The following is a 21,366-nucleotide window of genomic DNA, read 5'->3' on the forward strand; positions in this document are numbered from 1 at the left end:
ATCTCGCAGTGCCCGTTTTGTCTTTTATCAATTTTGTGAGAATCCAATGACCGCGACAGCCTCTCCCCACGCCATCCAGGCCGCCCGCCAAGCGCTGAGCTTAATGGATTTGACCAGCCTGAATGACAGCGACACCGACAGCACGATTGAAGCGCTTTGCCAGCAGCTTAAAACGCCTTACGGCAACCCGGCAGCCGTCTGCGTCTATCCGCAATTTATTGTTACCGCTCAACGTGCGCTGACTGCCCACAAACTCAACGAGCTGGTAAAAATCGCGACCGTTACCAACTTCCCGAATGGCGGCGATGACATTATGGCGGCTGCCCGTGAAACCCGTGATGCCGTTGCCTCTGGCGCCCACGAAGTCGATGTGGTGTTCCCCTACCGCACGCTGATGGCAGGTGACGAAGAAACCGGCCTTGAGCTGGTTGAAATGTGTAAAGCCGCCTGCGCAGACCAGGCCCTGTTAAAAGTCATTATCGAGTCAGGCGAACTCAAAGACCCAGCGCTTATCAAACGTGCTAGCGAGCTTGCTATTGAAGGCGGCGCCGACTTTATTAAAACCTCTACCGGCAAAGTGGCCACCAACGCCACGCTGGAAGCCGCCGAAATTATGCTGAACGCGATTAAGGCAAGCGGCAAAGACGTTGGCTTTAAAGCCGCAGGCGGCGTGCGCACCACAGAAGAAGCCGCTGAGTACCTGGCACTGGCAAGCAACATCATGGGCAGTGCATGGATTACACCAGCACATTTTCGCTTTGGTGCATCGAGTCTTTTAGCCAATTTATTAAACACACTGGGCGGCGTAGAAAGCGCAGCACCACAGGAAGGCTACTAATATGCTCCCACAGGAATTAATTCGCGAAAAACGTGATGGCAACCCGCTGGCAGCAGCGGACATCAAAACGTTTGTCCAGGGCATTGCCGATGACCGTATCAGCGATGCTCAGATTGGCGCCTTCACCATGGCGGTATTTCTTAACGGCATGAGCCGTGAGGAAGTCGTAGCCCTAACCACCGCCACGCGTGACTCCGGCCACGTCATGCAGTGGGACTCCTTAAACCTGCCAGGCCCGGTGGTCGATAAGCACTCCACCGGCGGCGTGGGTGATCTGGTGTCTCTGGTACTCGGCCCGTGGGTCGCGGCGTGTGGCGCCTTTGTACCGATGATTTCAGGCCGTGGCCTTGGCCACACCGGCGGTACGCTGGATAAGCTTGAGTCGATCCCCGGCTACGACCCCTACCCAGCTCCTGAGCGCTTCAGTGATGTGGTGAAGTCCACTGGTGTGGCGATCATCGGCCAGACCGGCAACCTGGCACCGGCGGATAAGCGCATTTACGGCGTGCGTGACGTTACCGCCACGGTTGAGTCCATTCCGCTGATTACCGCGTCCATTCTGGGTAAGAAGCTTGCTTCCGGCCTCGATGCACTGGTTATGGATGTCAAAGTCGGCAGTGGCGCGTTTATGCCCACCACCGAAAAATCCCACGAGCTTGCCAAAAGCATCGCCTCGGTCGCCACCCAGGCCGGTACGCCGACGACAGCCCTATTGACCGACATGAGCCAGCCGCTGGCACCGTGCGCGGGCAACGCGGTTGAAATCGTTGAGACACTAGAGCTGCTGCGCGGCGAGCGCCCCAACAGCCGCGTGATGCAAGTCACTCGTGAGCTGGCGGTTGAAATGCTTATGGCAGGCAAACTGGCGAAAAGCCGTGAAGACGCCCTGAGCCAGCTTGAAAAAGCCCTGACCTCAGGTGCCGCAGCCGAAGTATTCGCACGCATGGTACGTGAGCTGGGCGGCCCGGGTGACTTTATGGAGCGCTCTGACAGCTACCTTGCCAAAGCCAACGTGGTCAAACCCGTATATGCCGAGCAGTCGGGCAATGTGCTGCGCATCGATACCCGCGCAGTGGGCATGAGCGTTGTGGAACTGGGCGGTGGCCGCCTGCGTAACGACGCCAGTATCGATCATAGCGTGGGCTTTAGTGCGATTGCCGAGCTGGGCACCCAAGTGGATAGCCAGCAGCCGCTAGCCTTCGTTCACGCGCGTAGCGATGAAGCAGCTGACCGCGCCGCTGCCCAGCTGCGTGCTGCCATCACCATTGGCACGGGCGAAGCGACGATTGATTCACTGCTTCAAGAAACCTATCGCGGTGAAGCGCTTTAATGAGCACCGCCTGACGAGGAAAACGCCATGAAACGTGCAATTGTGCTGGTACTAGACTCCTTCGGCATTGGCAGCGCTGCCGATGCTGCCGCCTTTGGCGATGAAGGCTCGGACACCTTGGGCCACATCGCTGCCGCCTGCGCGCGTGGCGACGCCGATACGGCTGAGCGCTCGGGTCCTTTGAAGCTGCCCAACATGGCCAAACTTGGCCTGTTTCATGCCCACCGGGATAGCACCGGCACGGTTGCCGAAGGCGTTGCCCTCCCCGAGGTGCTTGAAGGCGCCTACGCCCACGCCCAGGAAATTTCCAGCGGCAAGGACACCCCGTCCGGCCACTGGGAAATCGCTGGCGTGCCGGTGCGTTTTGATTGGGGCTACTTCAGCGACAAGGCTGAAAGCTTTCCACAAGAGCTACTGGACAAGATTGTTCAGGCAGCCGACCTGCCCGGCGTGATCGGCAACTGCCATGCTTCAGGCACCGAGATCATCGCCCGGCTGGGTGATGAGCATGTGCAAACCGGCAAACCGATTGTGTATACCTCAGCGGATTCGGTCTTCCAGATTGCCGCCCACGAGGAGCACTTTGGCCTGGATCGCCTTTACGCGCTGTGCGAAACCGTGCGTGAGCTGCTGGAGCCTTACAATATCGGCCGGGTAATTGCCCGCCCGTTTATAGGTGAAGACAGCGCAAGCTTTGCGCGTACCGGTAACCGTCGCGATTACAGCATAGAGCCGCCTTCGCCCACGGTACTGCAAAAGCTCGCCGATGCCGGTGGTGAAATGGTATCGATTGGCAAGATTGCCGATATCTACGCCCACTGCGGCATTACCCACAAGGTCAAAGCCAGCGGCCACGATGCACTGATGGACGCGACGTTGGGTGAAGTGGCGCGCACCGCTGCTGAAACCAGCGACCGCCCGACCATGATCATGACCAACTTTGTCGATTTCGACTCGGTCTACGGTCATCGCCGTGACGTGCCGGGCTACGCGGCCGCCCTTGAGCACTTTGACGCTCGCCTGCCGGAGCTGCTGGCTGCGTTGAACAGTGACGATCTGCTGATTCTTACCGCGGATCACGGCTGCGACCCAAGCTGGGAAGGTACTGAGCACACGCGCGAATACGTTCCTGTGATGGTCAGCGGCGCTGGGTTCGTGCCTGGGCCGATGGGCGCGCGCGATACGTTTGCCGATATTGGCCAGACACTGGCGGATTACTTCGCCCTTCCCGCAATGGACGATGGCAAAAGCTTTCTATCGTATGCTGCCTGATGACGCTATTTAACAAGACATAAGGAAACCACATGGCTACTCCGCATATTAATGCTGAACAGGGTGATTTCGCGGATACGGTGTTGATGCCCGGCGACCCGCTGCGCGCCAAGTTCATTGCCGAAACTTACCTTGATGACGTGCGTCAGGTGAACGACGTGCGTGGCATGCTGGGCTATACCGGCACCTATAAAGGCCGCAAAATTTCCGTGATGGGCCACGGCATGGGTATTCCATCGGTCTCTATTTACGCCAAAGAGCTGATTACCGATTACGGCGTGACGTCGATTATTCGCGTAGGCTCCTGCGGCGCAGTACGCGACGACGTTAACGTTCGTGATGTGGTGATCGGCATGGGTGCGTGCACGGATTCCAAGGTGAACCGCATGCGCTTTAACGACCACGACTTTGCCGCGATTGCGGATTTTGAGCTGACAAGCCACGCCGTAGCCGCCGCCAAAGCGCAAAACGTGCCGGTGAAAGTGGGCAACATTTTCTCCGCCGATCTGTTTTACAACCCGCAGACCGATATGGCCGAGCTGATGAAGCGCTACGGCATTGTAGGCGTTGAGATGGAAGCGGCTGGCCTTTACGGCGTTGCCGCCGAGTTCGGTGCCCGCGCACTGACCATCTGCACCGTATCGGATCATATCTTGAAAGGTGAAGCGCTCTCCAGCGCCGATCGTCAAACGACGTTCAACGATATGATGATCATCGCGCTGGATACCGTCCTGCGTGATGACGCCGCCAACGCCTAAGTGGGTCACAATGCCCAAGTGGTTCACAATGCCTAAGTGGGTTAAACCGAGGAATCATCCATGAGCCAAGCAGACTCCGCGCTGGTCAACACACTGCTTGATGCACTGAACAATGCCTATGTCCCTTACTCCGACCACCCGGTGGCATCCATCATGGAGTGCCCGGACGGCCAGCAGTTTGTAGGCGCTAACGTCGAAGTTGCTCACTACAAGGGGCTTTGTGCAGAAGCATCGGCCATTAGTGCGATGGTAACCGCTGGCCAGCGCGAGCTTGCCAAGGTGTATGTAATGGGGCCAGGCGAGCACCTGTGCACGCCCTGCGGGGATTGCCGTCAGCGTATTCGTGAGTTCGCTACCCCCGATACGCAAATCATGGTTATCTCCCGCCAGGGTGAGGTGCTCAAAACCTACACCATGGAAACATTACTGCCGGACGCCTTTGGCCCCGAGCAATTGCCTCAACGCTAGGCCGCATTCATTACTGCGGTTAGCCGCATCAGGCTGGTTGTCACTCTGCCGCCGTCTTCATGACGGCGGTTTTTTATTGCCTTACGAACCACACTGCCAGCACTGGCCTCGCCTAACAATTCCTCGTACTCTATTTCCTCGGGCTCTAATTCCTCAAACCCTGTAAGGCAATTTATCTCGCGTGAACTGTACGCTTACTCATTAAGGAGAACGCCATGGCGGCCCTACTGCCCAACGTTGATCCCACCGGACTGCTTGAATACTCGGTGGTGTATACCGACCGTTCGCTCAATCACATGTCGCAGCAGTTTCAAGGCGTCATGCGCGATATTTCGACCACGCTGAAAGAGGTCTATAACGCCCATGCAACGGCCATTGTTCCCGGTAGCGGGACGTTTGGCATGGAAGCGGTCGCACGTCAGTTCGCCCTGGACCAGAAAACCCTGGTGATTCGTAACGGCTGGTTTAGCTACCGCTGGACGCAAATTATCGAGATGGGCCGTTTAACCGACCAACACACAGTGCTCAAAGCACGCCGCATGACGGCTGATGACCCGCAGTCGCCGTTTATGCCTGTACCTGCGGAAGAAACCGCCGAGCGTATCCGCCAGGAAAAACCCGCTGTGGTGTTTGCCCCCCAGGTAGAAACCTCTGCGGGTTTACTGCTGCCCGACGATTATATTCGCACCGTGGCACAAGCGACGCGTGAGGTGGGTGGCCTGTTTGTGCTGGACGCCATTGCCGCAGGCACCCTGTGGGTGGATATGCAGGATTTGGGCATCGATGTGGTGGTCAGCGCACCGCAAAAAGGCTGGAGCGGCTCACCCTGCTGCGCCATGGTCATGCTTTCTGAGCGCGCCACACAGCGCTTAAGCGAAACGCAAAGCAATAGCTTTGCCTGCGATTTAGCCAAATGGCACGCGATCATGCAGGCCTACGAAAACGGTGGACATGCCTACCACGCCACCATGCCAACGGATGCCTTGCGCCAGCTGCGCGATATCATGCAGGAGACTCGTGAATACGGCTTTGCCAAGGTGAAGCAAGAGCAGCAGGCGATTGGTCAGGGCGTTCGGGACATGCTCGCACGCCACGGGTTTATCAGTGTCGCCGCCAACGGCTTCGAAGCGCCGGGTGTCGTGGTCAGCTACACCGAGGACGCCGGGCTTGTCGGCAAGTTTGCCCAAGCAGGCGTTCAAGTGGCGGGCGGTGTGCCCTTAATGTGCGATGAAGGTGATAACTTCCAGACCTTTCGTATCGGCCTGTTTGGGCTGGATAAACTGCATCACACTAAACGCAGCGTGGACAACCTGGAAAAGGCCCTTGATTCATTCAATTAATCAGCCGTTACACAGTGCTTAACGCTGACTATATCCGCTCAGAGGCGTCTTTTCGGGCGCCTCTGAGTGAATCGCCTGCAGCTGGCTGGCACTCGTATGCGCAGAGGCTGCACTTAAGGACTGAGCTCACTGGATGTGCCTTCTGAGACGCCACTTTCAGCAACTTTTTCGACATCGACAATGCCCGAACGACTAACCACCACCTTCCAACGCGCCAGGTAAGGGGCATCTTCACTGCCGGTTTCGCGCACCACCAGGTTGAACAAATGGCGCCGTTCAACGCTTTCACGTACGGCCTGGCCATCTTTTAACCGAAAGATATGATGCTTCTCTTTGCTCATTAAGCGGGTCAGCATCAAGAGATCAATATACAGCGTCTCTCGCGTATGCTCGTAACCACTCAAAAACCGCGTGGGCGACATACGCGAACTGGAGCGGTAATGCAGCACATCCTCTTCCCGCTCAGCCACGGTCCGTCTTCGCATCTGTTTGATGTCTTCATTCAGGGCGGTGTAGCGCTTGTAATCAAACCATTCAAGCTGACGCCCCACCAGTGCATTACGCGTGGGGTCAACATATTGGCGACGCCATTTTGGCCGCCCCCGACGCAGCAGGCGCCAAAGCGTATTGCGCAGGTCGTCCTTAAACACTTCACGCAAGGCATACAGCAGCGCCATGGCAAGCACAAACAGCGCCGTAATATCGCCAACGACTTCGCGTACGCGCAATACTCCCAGCGTGACACAGGCCATTACCAGTGCGGTTGCCAACGCTTTTACAGCTTTTTGCTCACCGCCGCCTAACTCCAGCGCCTCCTGCTTCAAGGTAATCGGATATTCAATCAAGCGTCGTAGCAAGCGCATTTTATTCGACATGCGTGTCGGGTCTTCCATCACACGCTCTGAGTTGTACTTCTGTTCGCGTCGATACTCACTTTCACGTTCGCAAACATTGATAAACTGGCGCTTGATATCACTAAACTCGCCACCTCTTGGCATATAGGCCACTAGTGACAGCAGCTGCTGCTCAGTAAACCAGGAGAGATAGTTATCAATATTGGCAAAATATTTGTATAAACGCTCATCCGTGGGTTGATTGCGGCGCATCTTCCTTAAAATGCTTTCGCTGAGCTTCTGCATTTCATTCAGTTGCTCACACAGCTCTTCTCTTAGCGTCTGCACATCGCTGGACTCTTTTTGCCGTTCGCTACGCAGTTTGCGCTCACGGACCAGCATTTTTTGAGTCGTCCGCTCCATGGCAGTCACATACTGATACGCATAAAGACTTAAGCTTAATCGGTAGGATTCGCTGCCCAACTGATTACGGCTGGCGAGCCGGCTATGCACTAGCGGCAGGTGGTAGGCATCGCTATAGTACGTCCGCGAGACACTAATGGATGAGTGATAAAATGCCTCTTCCGAGATGACGTGAGCATTTAAACCCAGCTCGCCAGGTACAAAAAGATAGACGTCAAGCCTATGCGATGTCTCTTCCTTGAGCCGCCGTGTAAGGCGTAGCTGGTAGCTATTTTTACGCTCGACGTTAATCACCTGGTCAATCTCCTACTTCATTGCCTTGAGCGATGATATACCATGACACCAATTGTCATGGTGGTCCGCTTCATGCGGGAATGGTTTACTTTTACCCTTTGGAGCCTGGGAATGCCCATTGCCCGTTTCTCCCCCTTTGAGCTGCTGCTACTGCAAAGCCGCAGCCAAGTGGATACGGCAAAGCTACTGCTGTTGGCCTGGATATTGGTACACCGCCAACACGTTTCAGAAGGTCAACGGCGACGCCGTTTGGCCCAGGTGTGTGCGCACTTTCGTCATGGGCATGAACTGGCGCCAGTCATGCATATTGCGCGGCAGCGCGACCTCAAGGCTATTCAGCTTGCCGCTGAAGTCATTCGCAAGGAGTGCTCTGAAGAGCATAGCCTTGGCGTCATGCATCAAGCCATCACAGTGGCAACCGACAATGGCGACCTTTCTCTGTCGAACCATTATATATTGCGGTTCGTGGCAGATTTGCTCAATGTGCTGCCCACAACACTTGGCACGCTATTTAAAGAGCTTACAGGACGCGCGCTCGCTCTGCCGGAAGATCCCAGCCGCGACGCCTATTGGCGTGTCCATGACGCTGACTATTACGCGCAGCAAGCACGCAAGGCTGAAGAGGCTGCCCGCCAGGCCCGCGAAGCGCAGGAAAAAGCCGAACAGCAGGAAAAAAGGCGCCAGGAAGAAGAGGCCCAACGCGCGCATTCGAAAGCCCAGGAAAAGGCCGAACGTGAGAGAGCCCGCAGCGACAAGTCTCGTGACGACAAAGCGCGTAAAGACCAAGCGCGCAACGAAAAGGCTCGACAGCAGCAGGAACATGCTCGGCGCAAAAAAGAGGAGCGTGAGCGCGCAAAACGCCAGCAACAAAACTCGAAAAGCGGTTCGCAAAAAGGCTCACAGCAGGGCTCATACCAAGGTTCACGCCAAGGCTATCAGCACAGCCATCAACAGCGCTCGTCCACACCGCCGCCACCTGATCGCACCACCCGCGCTTTGGCGGTACTGGAATTATCACCTGGCGTTACCCAAGCAGAAGTGCGCCGTGCCTACCGGCGCATGGCACAGCTACACCATCCGGATCGCTTCTATACCCAAAGTGAACATCAAATTGCCCTTGCTTCAGCACGTTTTCAACGTATAAAAAGCGCCTATGATTACTTGATGCAAACCTATCGGTAAAATAGGCACACTCTCTGGTGTTAACCTCCAACCTTAAAAGAACAATGCACCTATGCGGGATTTGTACCAACGCCTTAACGTTCCACCCCAAGCAAACAATGAAGAGCTACAGCAAGCCGTTGCTCGCTGCCCCAACAGCGCTTTGCGCCAGGATGCGGAAGCCGCATTCGCCGTCGCCAAGCGGCGTGCAGACTACGATAAGCTGCACGCCACGCTGAGCGACATTGGGCAGCTGCGTACTCAGCTTGGGCTAACCCACGGTGCCCATTGGCAGGATGATGTTGCCAACGATTTTTCAGTACCGCCTGACGAGATAGTTTCCCGTCACGATAAATTGGTCGACCGCGTCAGCCACGTCGTAAAACTCTACAACCGTTGGCGTGGCTTGCGCGGCGCTTGGCTACTCATTGCGATTTTCACCATCGGTACAGGCCTGGGGATTGCGCTGGGACTCACCTTGAGCTAGACGATTGCGGCTTAAGGTGAGCCGCGATACGTCCTCCCCTCATCACGCTCTATCTCTGCTTGAGTAGGCTGCGGGGCGGGCTTGGGCGGTGCAGGCTTTTTATTGGCCTCGTGCTCACCCGTTGTGGCTTCCCCATTATCAAGCGATAGGTCGGTGCCTCCGGTCGGCTCCATATGGTCTTCTGAGCGCGCTTCCATGCTGACACTTAGACGCGGCACACCCAAATCGATGGACTGCGCTTCCATCCGTTGTTTAAGCAGTAGATTAAAGGCCCGCGAAACATCCCATTGCATTTCAGGAGCGGTCCGAAAGCGCATGCGCAAGATAGGGCAGCCCTCTTCAAATCCCTGGACCCCCTGCATTTCAAGCGGCGACCAGATGTAATGACGCATCATCGGGTCATTGCGCAGCTCCTGGGCGGTTTCCTGCATTAGCGTAATGGCATCATCAATTTTCATATCATAGGGAATGCGTATCCGCATTAGCGCAATACCAAACTGACGCGACATATTGTGGATCGATTCAATACGACTGAAGGTAATAATATGTACCACGCCATCCAGGTCGCGTAACCGCACGGTACGCAGAGTCAGCCCTTCTACCGTTCCCATATGGTTGTTGATGCGCACAAAATCATCTACCGCCAACGAATCTTCAATCAGAATAAAGATGCCGGTAATCAAATCCTGAACCAACGTCTGTGCGCCAAAACCTATCGCCAAGCCGATCACACCGGCACCCGCCAGCAGCGGTGTCACGTTCACCCCCAGGTTAGCCAGCCCGACAATAAACGCGATAATCAAAATGGCGACAAAGATCACGTTGCGAATCATCGGCGTAATGGTTTGCGCCCGCGCCTGGTTAACCCGCCGACCCCGAGCGCGGCCCGAGGAAGTCAGCGCCCGCTGAATGGCCGTGTCGGCAAATATCCACACCAACCATGCCAACAAAATTGTCGCCCCCAGGCTAACCAGCGCTTGGCCGATACGCGTACTGGCCACCGCTTCTTGACCTAGCCCAAACAGCGATCCTCCCCACACTTGCATGGAGAGTTCAGCAAATACCATCCATGAACAGATATGCGCCAACACAAACCCAAAGCGCTCGAGGCGTTTTCGGTACTGGCTAAAGCGCCGACGGCGACGCTTACTCAAGCGCTCGGATTGACGGCGTATCAACCCGGTAACCACCAGGGTAAGTACCAGCAAGCTCGCAGAAATTATCGAACGTGCCAGCGCGGTCCCGACATCGCCCACGGTGATAAAAATAGCCAATAACGAGCCGCCCACCAGTAGCAGTGCCGGGATATGCCATAAGCCGCCCAGGGTACGAACCATCTCAACGGCCGTGCTGGCCTCCCGGCGCTGCTTATAGGGCCGATTACAAATGAGATGGCGTACTGGCTGCTTGAACTTGATAATAAAGCGCGCAGCCAGCAGCGCGGCCAGCATATTGGACAGCATCGAGACAAGGCTTGAGAGTTCGGTCCCCAGTAGATCCACCAGGCGCGCTGAATTTACCGCATCGCCCAAAGCGATCAACGCCCCGATCACAAACAGCCCACGCAGTGCCTGCTGCTGCAACAGCTGCACAGCGGTAAAGCGGTGCCCTCGACTAAAGAAGGCAATGACGGTCTCGAACACTACCGATAACGCACGCCCAAACAGGCAGACATACGCAATAACCAACACCACCGTGCGCCCAGGGCTGTAGGGCAGCAGTTGGGCAATGCCCAGGATAATCGCAAAGGCCAGTGCCCAAGGCAGCATGCGGCGTAGAAAATGCGCCGCCAGCAGCCACGCCTTGGGGTCACGAGGCAAATCCAGGGGCCACTCTCGGCGCGTCGCAACCAAGCGGCCAAAGGCAATCATCAGTACCAGCAGCGTGACCCAGATAATCCCCATCACTGCGCCGTCAACAACTTCGCGGATCGCCTGCCCACGGTCCGTGCCAGCATTTAAGGCACGCAGATCAGCGGCCCCTTGCACCAGTTGCCGTGACCACTCATCAATCGGTGAGTTGCCTGCTTGGGCCTGCTCACCGAGATCCGTTAGCGTGTCGGCAAGCGCGCCCAGCAGCCCTTGGCGTACGATGCCTTCCTCTTGAGTAGCATCCGTTGTTACCTGTAGCTCGCGCAGCGAGTTAAGCAGCGCCGTACGCTGCTCTTCATTGTCGAGCATGGCGATAACATCATTCAGCGAGCGTTGGAATTCATCACTGCTGACCTCTTCTTCCTGGTTCGGCTCATTTCCACTTAAACCGGAAAGCGAGACGACCTGGGCCTGAACCTGAGCCGCCATTACGCTGACCAGTACCGTTAACGCAATGTAAATGGCAGTGTTAATTATCCAGTGCTGTCGCACACCATGCTCCTAAAATGGATTCAAAAATGACACCGCGCCTACTCCCTCTCGCCTCCCGGAATCCGCTCAGCCTACCTGCGCGACTATGATAGGCTGATGGTCTAAACGTTCACCTCACAGGATGCCGAGATGACGCTGCAAGCTCCCCCAAACCGGTTAAATAGCGACGGTAAGGTACGCCGTGTGGGCATTGAGATCGAATTTGCCGGCTTGCCACCCCACGACACGGCATTAGTGGTCCGCGATCTGTTTAAAGGTGAGCTTAACGTGGTAAGCCCCCACCGGCTACTGGTTGAGGGAACCCGCTGGGGTGTATTTGGCATTGAGCTTGACACCCAGTATGCCCACCCCGATCAGGCATTGCTTGAAGAGCAGGCCAACCAGGATAGCGAATGGGAGCGGCATCGGCACCAGCGCCGCCTGGAATTTCACCAAAAGACCCGCGAATTTATTGGCGACATGGTAACAGGCCTGGTGCCCACCGAGCTTATTTGTCCGCCGGTGCCGTGGAATGAACTTGAAGAGCTGGATACTATTTTTCAGGCATTACGCGACCAGGGTGCAAAAGGCACGGATGCTAGCCTGCTGTATGGTTTTGGTTTGCACCTTAATTTGGAGGTAGCGCGTCTGGACGTTGACTACCTGCTGGCGGTGCTGCGTGCTTATCTCTTGCTGGCCCATTGGCTGCGCGATGAGATCAAAGTGGATATCACCCGTGAAGTGTTGCCCCATGCTAATCCTTTCCCCAAGGAGTACGCATTAAAGGTGCTGGATAGGCGCTACCAACCAGACCTTGCATCGTTTATTAACGATTACCTGCACTATAACGCCACGCGAAATCGTGAGTTTGACCTACTGCCATTATTTGCATATTTGTGTCCAGAGCATCCTCACGCGCTGCTGCATACCAAACTTATAAAGCCGCGTCCCGCGTTTCATTACCGATTACCCAATACACAGCTCTCTCAGCCAGGCTGGGGGGCAGTAGTGGAATGGAACCGCTGGGTTGAAGTGGAACAACTCGCGGCGGACACTCCGCGTCTTCAAACACGCTGTGATGAATATATCGCCAAGCAAAATCGACCGTTCATGATGCGCTTAAAAGACAAACTGACAACGTGGATGCGCCGTTAAGACAGCGTTCCATGTCAGCAGCACGGCTATTTTTGACGACTCAAGAGAACCTATCTGAATGCAACGGCCGCTTATTGGAATTACCACCTCGGATTATAAAAGCCACCTTGCCTGGTGGTTTGACTGGTTTGCCGTATGGCGGCATGGCGGAAAACCCTTACGGCTATCCCCTTCCCGCCCGTTGCCAGCGTATCTGGATGGGTTAATTATTGGCGGTGGCGATGATATTCAGGCGACCCTTTACGGCGGTGAACTCCAGTTGGATGTACGTCTTGACCCAGCACGCGACGCCCTAGAACTTGCCTTGCTCGAACGATTCATTCCCTTAAACACACCCGTTTTGGGTATTTGCCGAGGTGCGCAATTAATCAACGTGCATTTAGGCGGCACGCTGGACCCCGATATTTACACCACCCACGAAGGCTTAAAACGTCGACGCACGGTACTTCCCCGTAAGACGGTCGATATCGTGGGGGCAAGCCAACTGTATCAACTACTCGGCGTCACCTGGTGCCGGGTAAATAGCCTTCATCATCAGGCCGTTAACCAAGCGGGCCAAGGGATAGAGATTGTCGCGCGTGACCGTGATGGCCTGGTGCAAGGCATCGAATCGCGCGAACATGATTTTTTAATCGGGGTTCAATGGCACCCCGAATGGCTGATATTTAATCGCCCCCAGCAACGCCTGATTAGTGCGCTGCTGGAGGCCGCTAAACGTTGTCAGCAGTCAGCTACGCCGTAAGTACGGCCAGCGCCGCATCGTAGTTCGGTTCGTTTTTAATTTCACTGACCAGCTCGCTATGCAGTACGCGATTATCGCTATCCAGCACCACCACGGCACGTGCACATAAGCCCTCCATAGGGTTATTACGCAGCGCGACACCCCAGGCTTCTAAAAACTCGGGATGGCGGAAGGTGGAAAGCGTTTTAACATTGTCCAACCCTTCCGCACCGCAAAATCGCTGAGCGGCAAAGGGCAAATCAGCTGACACCACCAACACCACGGTATCGTCCAAATTAGAAGCAAGCTCATTAAAACGCCGTGTCGACATGGCGCAGGTCGGCGTGTCGACGCTGGGAATTATATTGAGGACTTTCCGCTTGCCTGCGTAGGTATCCAGCGTTACGTCTTGAAGATTGCCATCGGTTAATACCATCTCTGGCGCGGCTTGATCAACGGAAGGTATTACCCCGGCGACATCCATCGGTTCACCGGCACGCGTCACGTGTTGCATTGTCATCTCCTTATTAAAGCTTAATGAGCAGGATCGCTCATTATTGGCGTTACTCACTGAATGGCGGTTACATCCTATTCGCCCTGTCGCATAATGACATGCTTTATCCCCCTGGTGCTCGCATCAACAGTGTGCGCACCAGGCTGCCTTTTTTCACAGGAATCAATATGGCCTCTGTCGTCATTATTAAAACCGGCGATGCATTTTCTGACGTTGCCGAACAGCACGGTGACTTTGAAACCCTCTTTGGGCAACAGCTAAACGATACGCTGCCTGAGCATTTAACACTTCGCGTATGGGACGCCCGAACGGAGTCTTCGCCGCTACCGCTAAACGCGCTGGCAGGCATTCTCATTACTGGCTCCCACAGCATGGTGAGCCACCAAGAGCCCTGGAGCGAACGCTTAAAACCCTGGCTACAGGAGGCGCTTCAAGCGGACATTCCCATGTTAGGCGTTTGCTACGGCCATCAGTTAATGGCAGCGGCTTTTGGAGGTGTCAGCGACTTCCATCCCAAGGGGCGTGAGCTGGGTACGCATAGCGTTACGCTGACGGATGCGGGCCTTCAAGACCCCCTGTTTAGCCAGTTACCCGCACATTTCATGGCCCACCTGACCCATGCGCAGTCTGTGTTAGGGTTGCCTTCCAATACCCAGGTGCTGGCCTGTAATTCCCACGATGCGCACCAGGCACTGCGTTACGGACCGCGCCAGTGGAGCGTGCAGTTTCACCCTGAGTTCACTGTACCTGTCATGCGCGCTTATATAGCGCATCAGCGCGAAGTGCTGCTTGAACAGCAACAAGACGCAGAGGCAATTGCCGCTCAGGTGGTTGAAACACAGGAGGCTACAAGCTTACTCAAGCGCTTTATCACGCTTTTATAAAACGCTCATCACATGGTCACGTGGGCCAGACATCTTAAAACAGCAAATTCTGTGGCTTTTTGACATGCTGGTCGCGCCTTGAAGCCAACCTGTCGGCCAAGCGGGTAGGCTCTGGCAACTTGGTACGCCCCAGGCAACGCATTACCCAATCAAGCGATGTTTCAAGACTAATTCGGTGGCCAGGCGAGACAAATACCGGCTTCACCTTGTCACGCGAGCGCAGTACGGCGCCAATCGTCTCGTTACCGGCTCGCAGTGGCACCCAATCCCCACGTACCTCGCCTACCTCATCGTGCTTGCCGTAAAGGCGTGATTTGGCAACGCCGATGGTAGGCAGGTCCAGCCACAACCCCAAGTGCGCGGCGATCCCGAGCCTTCTGGGGTGGGCGATCCCTTGTCCATCCACCATGATTAATTCGGGCAGTATATTGAGCTGCTCAAAGGCGCCCAGAGCCGCCGGTATTTCGCGAAAAGAGAGCAGTCCTGGAATATACGGCATTCGCGTCGGCTCACGATGAACAACGTGCTCAACAAGCGTTAAGTCAGGTGCTGTTTGTGGGTCCCACTTGAGCACCACCACGGCTGCCCGCGTGGTATCTCCGTTGTCTTCAAAGCCAATATCCATCCCGGCGATGTGCGTTACCGGCGCAATACGGTCATCAGACTCTAACCGTGTAGCAAGCTCTTTCTGAAGCGCGATAGCCTCTTTAGGCGCCAGGTTCCATTCATGCAAGGCTGCTTTCACTGTCGACTCCCTGTCGCTTTTTTGGTGTGTCATCTTTTAGCGTAGCAAAAAAATGCCCCCGCACCGGAAACCGGTACGAGGGCATTTTAGGCGCGGTTAATACCGCTATCGCATGCTTAAGCGATTACGCTTCGCGGCGACGGATCGGCGCATCGCCATCATCACGACGACGGCGCGGAGCACGCTCAGGCGCACGGTCTTCGCTGATTTCCAACGGACGACCAGCGACACGAGCACGGGCCATCTTGGTCAGAATAGTGGAAGGCAAACCGCTAGGCAGCTCAACCACTGAGAAGGCGTTACGGATATCGATACGACCGATACGCGCACCTTCAATGCCGCCTTCATTCGCTAACGCGCCAACCAGCTGGCCAGGCTTAACGCCATCTTTATGGCCAACGGATACACGGTAGCGAGTCATGCCTTCGCTAGGTGCGCGCGGACGCTCACCACGTTCGCCACGCTCACGGCGAGCACCTGGCTTGGCGCTGCCACCTTCACGCGGTGCACGCTCTTTACGCGGCGCTTGCAAGCGGCCAATCGGCGCTTCATCAGCACGTGCCATGGCAGCAAAGGCGCAGGCCAGCTGAATAGCGTCGTGACCTTCTTCTACCAGGCGCTCTACCAGTGCCTGCTGCTCTTCTGCACCTTTGGTAAGCGCTGCCACCACACGGTGGTGGAAAACTTCGTCACGGTGAGCGCGAATAGCAGCTTCGTCAGGCAGCGGCATTTCGGTCATTTTCTGACCGGTTGCCTGCTCCATCCAGCCTACTTTACGACCTTCACGGAAACCGGCAAAGGTAATCGCGATGCCGCTACGACCAGCACGACCAGTACGGCCGATACGGTGCGTATACGCTTCTGCATCTTGCGGAAGATCGTAGTTGATAACGTGCGTAATGCGCGGCACGTCAAGACCACGGGCAGCAACGTCAGTCGCAATCAGTACGTCGACCTTGCTACGCTTCAGGCGAGTAATCGTACGCTCGCGCAGGCTTTGGTCCAGGTCACCGGACAGGCCAGCGGCGTTGACGCCACGAGCCGTCAGTTGCTCAACCAGGGTAGTACAAGCGGCGCGAGTACGTACGAAGACAATAGCGGCATCGACCGGCTCGACTTCAAGAATACGTGCCAGCGCTTCAAGCTTGGCACCGCCGTCAACGCGTACAATGCGCTGCTCAATGTTTTCGCCAGTGGTCGTGCGCGACTCAATCGCCACTTTTACCGGGTCAACCAGGTAGCGGTTAACAATGCGCTCAATTTCAGTTGGCAGTGTGGCCGAGAAAAACACACGCTGTGCATCTTTCGGGGTATCGGCGACCACGCGTTTAACGTCGTCGATAAAGCCCATGCGCAGCATTTCATCAGCTTCGTCTAACACGAGTGCTGACAGGCCGTCCAACTTCAAGCTGCCGCGATCCAGGTGATCAATAATACGGCCGGGGGTGCCAACGATAACCTGGGCACCGCGCTTCAGCGCGCCTAACTGCTCACGGTACTCTTGGCCACCACACAGGATTGCCACTTCAAGGCCCTGCAGGTTTTGGCCATACTTACTAAATGAGGCTGCCACCTGCTGAGCAAGCTCGCGGGTTGGGGCCATGACTAATACTTGGGGTACACGACGTTGAAGTTCCAGTCGTGACAATAACGGTAAAGCAAATGCTGCGGTTTTACCGGTACCCGTTTGTGCTTGGCCCAGCATATCGCGACCTTCCAGCAACGCAGGAATAGTTTGCGCCTGGATAGGTGAAGGGGTTACATAGCCCTGTGCTTCAACAGCAGACAGAACGGCAGGCAATAGAGCCAGATCGCCGAAGCTCGGCGAGGCGACAGAAGTCGAGGTCATTAATCACACCTTGGTAGGCCGGCAGTACCGGCAAAAGAGCATCGTAAGCGTCTCTGACTCTGACATCGACGTGCGCTAAAAGGCAGCATCGAAAAACAGGTTCCGTCAATAAGCGGATAATGTCATCAGTGGAGTCGGAGACGCCGGTCGCACCTGGCATACGGCTGGCAAACCTATATATTTTCAAATCTATATAAAGGGCCAACCGCTGTGGCGACCTTCTGCGCCGATTTCACCCGTTTGGTGAAATGCTGGAGGCGCGCCATCTTCACAGCAATGAACATCTGCAATCATAGAGATGTTCCAGCAAGCCTTGCTACGCATCAAATATAAAAACTACGTAGACATCGCTTATCGTCGTGATGGAGGGGTCAACACATGCGAGGAGCGCGCATCCTAACACCTCAAATAATGAATGACCAGCCTTTTTACTTCACCTTCTTTTACTTCACCCAAAACAAACATCTTCACTTGCACTTGTGTAAACATCGTCTAACTTAATTAGATGCCTCAACACGTTCAGCCATTCAAGGAGTGATGTATGAACTGGGATCAAATTGAAGGCAAGTGGACGGAAATGAAAGGTAAAGCACGCACTAGCTGGGGCGACTTTACCGATGATGAGCTTGATCAGATTGGTGGCAGGAAAGATCAGCTAGTGGGCAAGCTTCAGCAAAAATATGGTCTGACGCGTGAAGAAGCTGAAAGACGTGCTGATGATTGGGCCAACACGCTATAACCCGTCAGCGCCATAAGCCTACTCGCTTCTATTTTAGTCAAACGTTGCAAGTTATTGGTGACGAGTAATGAATGGGCAGCCAATTGTTGACCATTCTGTATTTTAGCCACATGGAGAGAAGCTATGCGTAAGACAATGTTAACCACCGCTATCGGTACCGCCCTGCTAGGCAGTCTGGCCTTCGGAGTGCAAGCGTCAGAAGAGCCCCAAGGCATGTACTCCGCTAAAGATATCCTTGACGCTGACGTCTACTTCAACAATGGATCCGGCGATGAGATCGGTGAAGTCGATAATATTCTGTTCGATGAAGAGATGCGTATCAATGCGCTGGTCATTGAGAGTGGCGCCGTATTAGGCCTTGGTGGTCGTGAGATCGTTGTAGGCACTGATTACTTCTCGCTTGAAACTCACACTGAGAGCGACGGGGATACCGAGCACCGCATTATTCTTGATGCAACCCCCGAAGAAGTTGAAGAATTTCCTGCCTACAACCATGACTGGTGGGAACAAACCAAAGTAAATGCGCGCGATGCGTGGGAAACTACCCGCGATGGCGCACAAAGCGCTTGGCAATCAACACGTGAAGCCATTTCAGATCACGATTAACACCGTTAATCATCAAGCTAACGTAATAACAGAAGACCGCCTTTTCGGCGGTCTTCTGGTTTGCAACGGCGGCTGTGCTGAACAGGCTGCCTAAGCGCTCTGCTTAGAACGTACCCCACGTCCCGGCAAGCGCTCTCGATCATGGGGGCGTTCAAAATCAAGCAGCGGCCCAGCGGGTACAATGCGTGTTGGGTTAATCGTATCGTGGCTATAGTAGTAGTGACGTTTTATATGATCCATATCAACCGTTTCAGCCACCCCCGGCCACTGGTAGATCTCACGCACATAGTTGGACAAGTTGGGAAAGTCTTCAATACGCTTAAAATTGCATTTGAAGTGGCCGTAATACACGGCATCAAAACGAATCAGCGTCGTAAACAGGCGGATATCCGCTTCTGTTAGCCACTCCCCCGCCAAGTAACGCTGGTTACCCAAGCGTTTTTCCACACGCTCTAGTGCTTCAAATAGCGCGTGAACATGCTTTTCATACACAGCCTGCTCGGTGGCAAAACCGGTCTTGTAGACGCCATTGTTAATATGGTCATAGACATCGGCATTCACTTGATCGATCTGTTCGCGCAAATCCTCCGGATAAAAATCCAAGTGGTTGCCAGTAAGATCATCAAACGCGACATTCAATATACGTAACAAGTCGGCCGACTCATTATTAACGATGGCACTTCGCTTTTTATCCCAGAGCACCGGGACCGTTACCCGACCGGTATAGGTGGGGTTAGTCATGGTGTATAGCTGATAGTGGTAATCAACGCCGTTAACGGCGTCACCGCTTGAGCCTTCATTCTGCTCATAGGTCCACCCCTTATTTAACATCAAAGGGCTCACATGTGACTCGCCTATCAACGACTCCAGCCCTTTTAGCTTACGCATTATGAGGATGCGATGCGCCCAAGGGCAGGCTAACGAAACGTATAGATGGTAGCGGTCCTTTTCAGCGGGATAGCAGGCCCCGTCAGTTCCCGGTTGATCACCGACCCAATCACGCAGCTGAGCAGACTCACGCACAAATTCACCGCCGCTCTTTTTCGTGTCGTACCACTGGTCGTGCCATTCACCATTAACAAGCAAGCCCATAAGGCATCTCCTAAAGGGGGTAATAAGTATCTGACGACGCTACCTTCAGCATACCCCCGGTGCACAGATGCTCAAGCGGATGTTTTACGGTGTTTCATTCGAGATAATCGAACCATGAGAATAGAGTTCGTCGACCGCCTGCTTTAACGCAGTAGCCATGGCATGAGCGGCAGGCCCCGCACGATCACGATCCCGAAAAATCATCTGAACAGGTACTTCACGTATGCCACCCGCCGGAAGCGGTAGCGGCTTTAACTCGCCACGCGCTAGCTCTTCTGTAATATGGGATTCAGGCATCCAAGCGAACCCCAGGCCACGCTTTAACATATCCAGAGAGGTGTTCAAATGACCTACCGTCCAACGCTGCTCGGCCTTTAACCACCCTGCATCCAAAGGCTGACGCAAGGCTGAGTCACGAACCACCAACTGGCGATGCTGCGCCAGATCGCGGAGGTCCAGTGATCGCCCCAACTGGTGTAGGGCATGATCCGGATGGGCAACCGCAATAAAGCGAACGAGCACCAGAGGCTCGCCTAAAAAACCCTGCGCCGATATACCCGAAACCACGAGGTCTGCACGGCCGTCATAGAGCATTTCAATTCCACCGTGGAGCACGCTCTCATGTAGCTGCACGCGTACTTGTGGGTACTCTTCCGAGAAGCGCTCTAGCGCCTTCGCCTGGACCGCCGCAGGGAATATCTGCTCGATTGCCACGATAATTTCAGCTTCCAGGCCTGCCGCCAGCCTTGACGCCACATCTTCTAAAGAGGCTGCGCTTTCTACCAATTGACGTGCGCGACGCAGCAGTAATTCACCGGCCTCCGTCAAGCGCACCTGACGCCCAACCGGCTCAAGCACCTGAACACCTAACTGCTCTTCCAGCTTATGAACGGCATGGTTCAACGTAGAGGGGCTTTTATGGATCGCTTCCGCTGCACGCGCAAATCCTCCATGGTCTACCACGGCTGCCAGCATTTGCCATTGCGCAAGTGTTACCCGGGACATTTCGATTTCCTCGATGCTATACAGCGATACAATCCGCTTAATCTTCGAAAAAATCTCACTAGAATGCCAGTAATCAATAAAAAGTACCGCTTATTCAGCGCTTATTTATGCCACCCGGCACGATACAGCCTCTTTCTGAAAGAGCTTGCTTGAAAGGGCTTGCTTGAAAGCGCCTATCAGCAAAGACCTGCCAGTGCATGTTGGTTTTATCTGCGTCGCTCAAATACGCAGCGCGCTCTATTGCTCGTCTGGCCAACGCCCTAACCACGTTAAAACGCTAAAAAACCCGCAATTAACCTTTTGTTACAAAAAAAACGTCAAGATTAACCCCGCCTTAAGTCTGACAGACAGTATCCACGGCTCACGGTATTATCTTCGCCCAACCTAAAAATTCTTAACTAATATTAACAATAGCTTAAGTTCTTGTTTTCAAACAACAACAATAATAATTCCTATTAGACCTTACTTACCCGACACTCCTAACCGCCACAAAACCTCTACACTACTCTC

General features: G+C 54.8%; 20 protein-coding genes. 13 read left to right on the plus strand and 7 right to left on the minus strand.

All coding sequences use genetic code 11. The features are described from left to right. Window positions 1-46 precede the first annotated feature (46 nt). From deoC to ACT3T6_RS13150, 6 genes are all read left to right on the plus strand, one after another. On the plus strand, window positions 47-838 hold the full coding sequence (gene deoC / locus ACT3T6_RS13125) for a deoxyribose-phosphate aldolase (protein ID WP_172118018.1): 792 nt from the start codon (window positions 47-49) through the stop codon (window positions 836-838). Window position 839: 1 nt separating this feature from the next. Then, window positions 840-2,168: a thymidine phosphorylase gene (gene deoA / locus ACT3T6_RS13130; RefSeq protein ID WP_172118019.1), complete on the plus strand. Its 1,329-nt coding sequence runs from the start codon at window positions 840-842 to the stop codon at window positions 2,166-2,168. 27 nt (window positions 2,169-2,195) lie between these two features. Next, window positions 2,196-3,440, plus strand: coding sequence for a phosphopentomutase (locus ACT3T6_RS13135; RefSeq protein WP_193054001.1), 1,245 nt, complete (start codon window positions 2,196-2,198; stop codon window positions 3,438-3,440). Between the two features lie 32 nt (window positions 3,441-3,472). Next, window positions 3,473-4,198: a purine-nucleoside phosphorylase gene (gene deoD, locus ACT3T6_RS13140; RefSeq protein WP_193054000.1), complete on the plus strand. Its 726-nt coding sequence runs from the start codon at window positions 3,473-3,475 to the stop codon at window positions 4,196-4,198. Between the two features lie 60 nt (window positions 4,199-4,258). Next, window positions 4,259-4,666: a cytidine deaminase gene (gene cdd / locus ACT3T6_RS13145; protein ID WP_018919042.1), complete on the plus strand. Its 408-nt coding sequence runs from the start codon at window positions 4,259-4,261 to the stop codon at window positions 4,664-4,666. Window positions 4,667-4,881: 215 nt separating this feature from the next. Continuing rightward, window positions 4,882-6,006 carry an aminotransferase class V-fold PLP-dependent enzyme gene (locus ACT3T6_RS13150; RefSeq protein ID WP_193053999.1) on the plus strand — a complete coding sequence of 375 codons (1,125 nt, stop codon included), beginning with the start codon at window positions 4,882-4,884 and terminating at the stop codon, window positions 6,004-6,006. 113 nt (window positions 6,007-6,119) lie between these two features. On the opposite strand, the gene ACT3T6_RS13155 is transcribed toward ACT3T6_RS13150, so the two are convergent. Next, window positions 6,120-7,556, minus strand: a complete 1,437-nt coding sequence (locus ACT3T6_RS13155; protein WP_193053998.1) for a hypothetical protein — start codon at window positions 7,554-7,556, stop codon at window positions 6,120-6,122. 111 nt (window positions 7,557-7,667) lie between these two features. Between ACT3T6_RS13155 and ACT3T6_RS13160 the strand changes: the two genes are divergently transcribed. Next, window positions 7,668-8,738 carry a DnaJ domain-containing protein gene (locus tag ACT3T6_RS13160; protein ID WP_193054017.1) on the plus strand — a complete coding sequence of 357 codons (1,071 nt, stop codon included), beginning with the start codon at window positions 7,668-7,670 and terminating at the stop codon, window positions 8,736-8,738. Window positions 8,739-8,790: 52 nt separating this feature from the next. Next, entirely contained in the window at window positions 8,791-9,204 is a 414-nt protein-coding gene (locus ACT3T6_RS13165; protein WP_193053997.1) for a hypothetical protein, read from the plus strand. An 11-nt stretch (window positions 9,205-9,215) separates the two neighbouring features. Here the strand turns inward: ACT3T6_RS13165 and ACT3T6_RS13170 are convergent, their stop codons facing one another. Next, window positions 9,216-11,567, minus strand: a complete 2,352-nt coding sequence (locus ACT3T6_RS13170; RefSeq protein ID WP_193053996.1) for a mechanosensitive ion channel family protein — start codon at window positions 11,565-11,567, stop codon at window positions 9,216-9,218. Between the two features lie 129 nt (window positions 11,568-11,696). Here ACT3T6_RS13170 and ACT3T6_RS13175 point away from each other — a divergent pair, with 129 nt between their 5' ends. Together ACT3T6_RS13175 and ACT3T6_RS13180 are read left to right on the plus strand one after the other, a co-directional pair. Beyond that, complete coding sequence (locus ACT3T6_RS13175; protein ID WP_193053995.1) at window positions 11,697-12,701, plus strand: amidoligase family protein; 1,005 nt, start codon at window positions 11,697-11,699, stop codon at window positions 12,699-12,701. 58 nt (window positions 12,702-12,759) lie between these two features. Then, on the plus strand, window positions 12,760-13,443 hold the full coding sequence (locus ACT3T6_RS13180) for a gamma-glutamyl-gamma-aminobutyrate hydrolase family protein (RefSeq protein ID WP_087108347.1): 684 nt from the start codon (window positions 12,760-12,762) through the stop codon (window positions 13,441-13,443). Here the strand turns inward: ACT3T6_RS13180 and tpx are convergent. Beyond that, the gene (tpx, locus tag ACT3T6_RS13185) at window positions 13,433-13,936 is read right to left on the minus strand and encodes a thiol peroxidase (protein ID WP_087108345.1); all 504 of its coding nucleotides are present in this window, start codon (window positions 13,934-13,936) and stop codon (window positions 13,433-13,435) included. The two genes, ACT3T6_RS13180 and tpx, sit on opposite strands and share 11 nt — an antisense overlap. Before the next feature lie 167 nt (window positions 13,937-14,103). Here tpx and ACT3T6_RS13190 point away from each other — a divergent pair, with 167 nt between their 5' ends. After that, window positions 14,104-14,820 (plus strand): glutamine amidotransferase, encoded by a 717-nt coding sequence (locus tag ACT3T6_RS13190; protein ID WP_193053458.1) that lies wholly within the window; start codon window positions 14,104-14,106, stop codon window positions 14,818-14,820. A 34-nt stretch (window positions 14,821-14,854) separates the two neighbouring features. Here the strand turns inward: ACT3T6_RS13190 and nfi are convergent, their stop codons facing one another. Both nfi and ACT3T6_RS13200 read right to left on the minus strand, forming a co-directional pair. Beyond that, a complete protein-coding gene (nfi, locus tag ACT3T6_RS13195) occupies window positions 14,855-15,565 on the minus strand; it encodes a deoxyribonuclease V (protein ID WP_192526694.1) in 711 nt (236 codons plus the stop codon). Between the two features lie 124 nt (window positions 15,566-15,689). Then, window positions 15,690-17,414 carry a DEAD/DEAH box helicase gene (locus tag ACT3T6_RS13200; RefSeq protein WP_192526693.1) on the minus strand — a complete coding sequence of 575 codons (1,725 nt, stop codon included), beginning with the start codon at window positions 17,412-17,414 and terminating at the stop codon, window positions 15,690-15,692. 541 nt (window positions 17,415-17,955) lie between these two features. Between ACT3T6_RS13200 and ACT3T6_RS13205 the strand changes: the two genes are divergently transcribed. Together ACT3T6_RS13205 and ACT3T6_RS13210 are read left to right on the plus strand one after the other, a co-directional pair. Continuing rightward, window positions 17,956-18,153, plus strand: a complete 198-nt coding sequence (locus ACT3T6_RS13205) for a CsbD family protein (RefSeq protein WP_087108335.1) — start codon at window positions 17,956-17,958, stop codon at window positions 18,151-18,153. Window positions 18,154-18,276: 123 nt separating this feature from the next. Then, window positions 18,277-18,759, plus strand: a complete 483-nt coding sequence (locus ACT3T6_RS13210; RefSeq protein WP_087108333.1) for a PRC-barrel domain-containing protein — start codon at window positions 18,277-18,279, stop codon at window positions 18,757-18,759. Window positions 18,760-18,849: 90 nt separating this feature from the next. Here ACT3T6_RS13210 and ACT3T6_RS13215 read toward each other — a convergent pair whose 3' ends face one another. Continuing rightward, window positions 18,850-19,851, minus strand: coding sequence for a glutathione S-transferase family protein (locus ACT3T6_RS13215; protein WP_087108331.1), 1,002 nt, complete (start codon window positions 19,849-19,851; stop codon window positions 18,850-18,852). A gap of 84 nt (window positions 19,852-19,935) precedes the next feature. Further along, window positions 19,936-20,856 carry a LysR family transcriptional regulator gene (locus ACT3T6_RS13220; protein WP_192526692.1) on the minus strand — a complete coding sequence of 307 codons (921 nt, stop codon included), beginning with the start codon at window positions 20,854-20,856 and terminating at the stop codon, window positions 19,936-19,938. Between the last annotated feature and the right edge of the window lie 510 nt (window positions 20,857-21,366).

Origin of the sequence: Halomonas sp. 72, assembly GCF_052379785.1 — a bacterium.
GTDB classification, from domain to species: Bacteria; Pseudomonadota; Gammaproteobacteria; order Pseudomonadales; family Halomonadaceae; genus Vreelandella; species Vreelandella citrativorans.

Coding starts and splice junctions, on each gene's coding strand:
- deoC (WP_172118018.1), top strand. CDS start 47: ATGACCGCGACAGCCTCTCCCCACGCCATCCAGGCCGCCCGCCAAGCG.
- deoA (WP_172118019.1), top strand. CDS start 840: ATGCTCCCACAGGAATTAATTCGCGAAAAACGTGATGGCAACCCGCTG.
- ACT3T6_RS13135 (WP_193054001.1), top strand. CDS start 2,196: ATGAAACGTGCAATTGTGCTGGTACTAGACTCCTTCGGCATTGGCAGC.
- deoD (WP_193054000.1), top strand. CDS start 3,473: ATGGCTACTCCGCATATTAATGCTGAACAGGGTGATTTCGCGGATACG.
- cdd (WP_018919042.1), top strand. CDS start 4,259: ATGAGCCAAGCAGACTCCGCGCTGGTCAACACACTGCTTGATGCACTG.
- ACT3T6_RS13150 (WP_193053999.1), top strand. CDS start 4,882: ATGGCGGCCCTACTGCCCAACGTTGATCCCACCGGACTGCTTGAATAC.
- ACT3T6_RS13160 (WP_193054017.1), top strand. CDS start 7,668: ATGCCCATTGCCCGTTTCTCCCCCTTTGAGCTGCTGCTACTGCAAAGC.
- ACT3T6_RS13165 (WP_193053997.1), top strand. CDS start 8,791: ATGCGGGATTTGTACCAACGCCTTAACGTTCCACCCCAAGCAAACAAT.
- ACT3T6_RS13175 (WP_193053995.1), top strand. CDS start 11,697: ATGACGCTGCAAGCTCCCCCAAACCGGTTAAATAGCGACGGTAAGGTA.
- ACT3T6_RS13180 (WP_087108347.1), top strand. CDS start 12,760: ATGCAACGGCCGCTTATTGGAATTACCACCTCGGATTATAAAAGCCAC.
- tpx (WP_087108345.1), bottom strand. CDS start 13,936: ATGCAACACGTGACGCGTGCCGGTGAACCGATGGATGTCGCCGGGGTA.
- ACT3T6_RS13190 (WP_193053458.1), top strand. CDS start 14,104: ATGGCCTCTGTCGTCATTATTAAAACCGGCGATGCATTTTCTGACGTT.
- ACT3T6_RS13200 (WP_192526693.1), bottom strand. CDS start 17,414: ATGACCTCGACTTCTGTCGCCTCGCCGAGCTTCGGCGATCTGGCTCTA.
- ACT3T6_RS13205 (WP_087108335.1), top strand. CDS start 17,956: ATGAACTGGGATCAAATTGAAGGCAAGTGGACGGAAATGAAAGGTAAA.
- ACT3T6_RS13210 (WP_087108333.1), top strand. CDS start 18,277: ATGCGTAAGACAATGTTAACCACCGCTATCGGTACCGCCCTGCTAGGC.
- ACT3T6_RS13215 (WP_087108331.1), bottom strand. CDS start 19,851: ATGGGCTTGCTTGTTAATGGTGAATGGCACGACCAGTGGTACGACACG.
- ACT3T6_RS13220 (WP_192526692.1), bottom strand. CDS start 20,856: ATGTCCCGGGTAACACTTGCGCAATGGCAAATGCTGGCAGCCGTGGTA.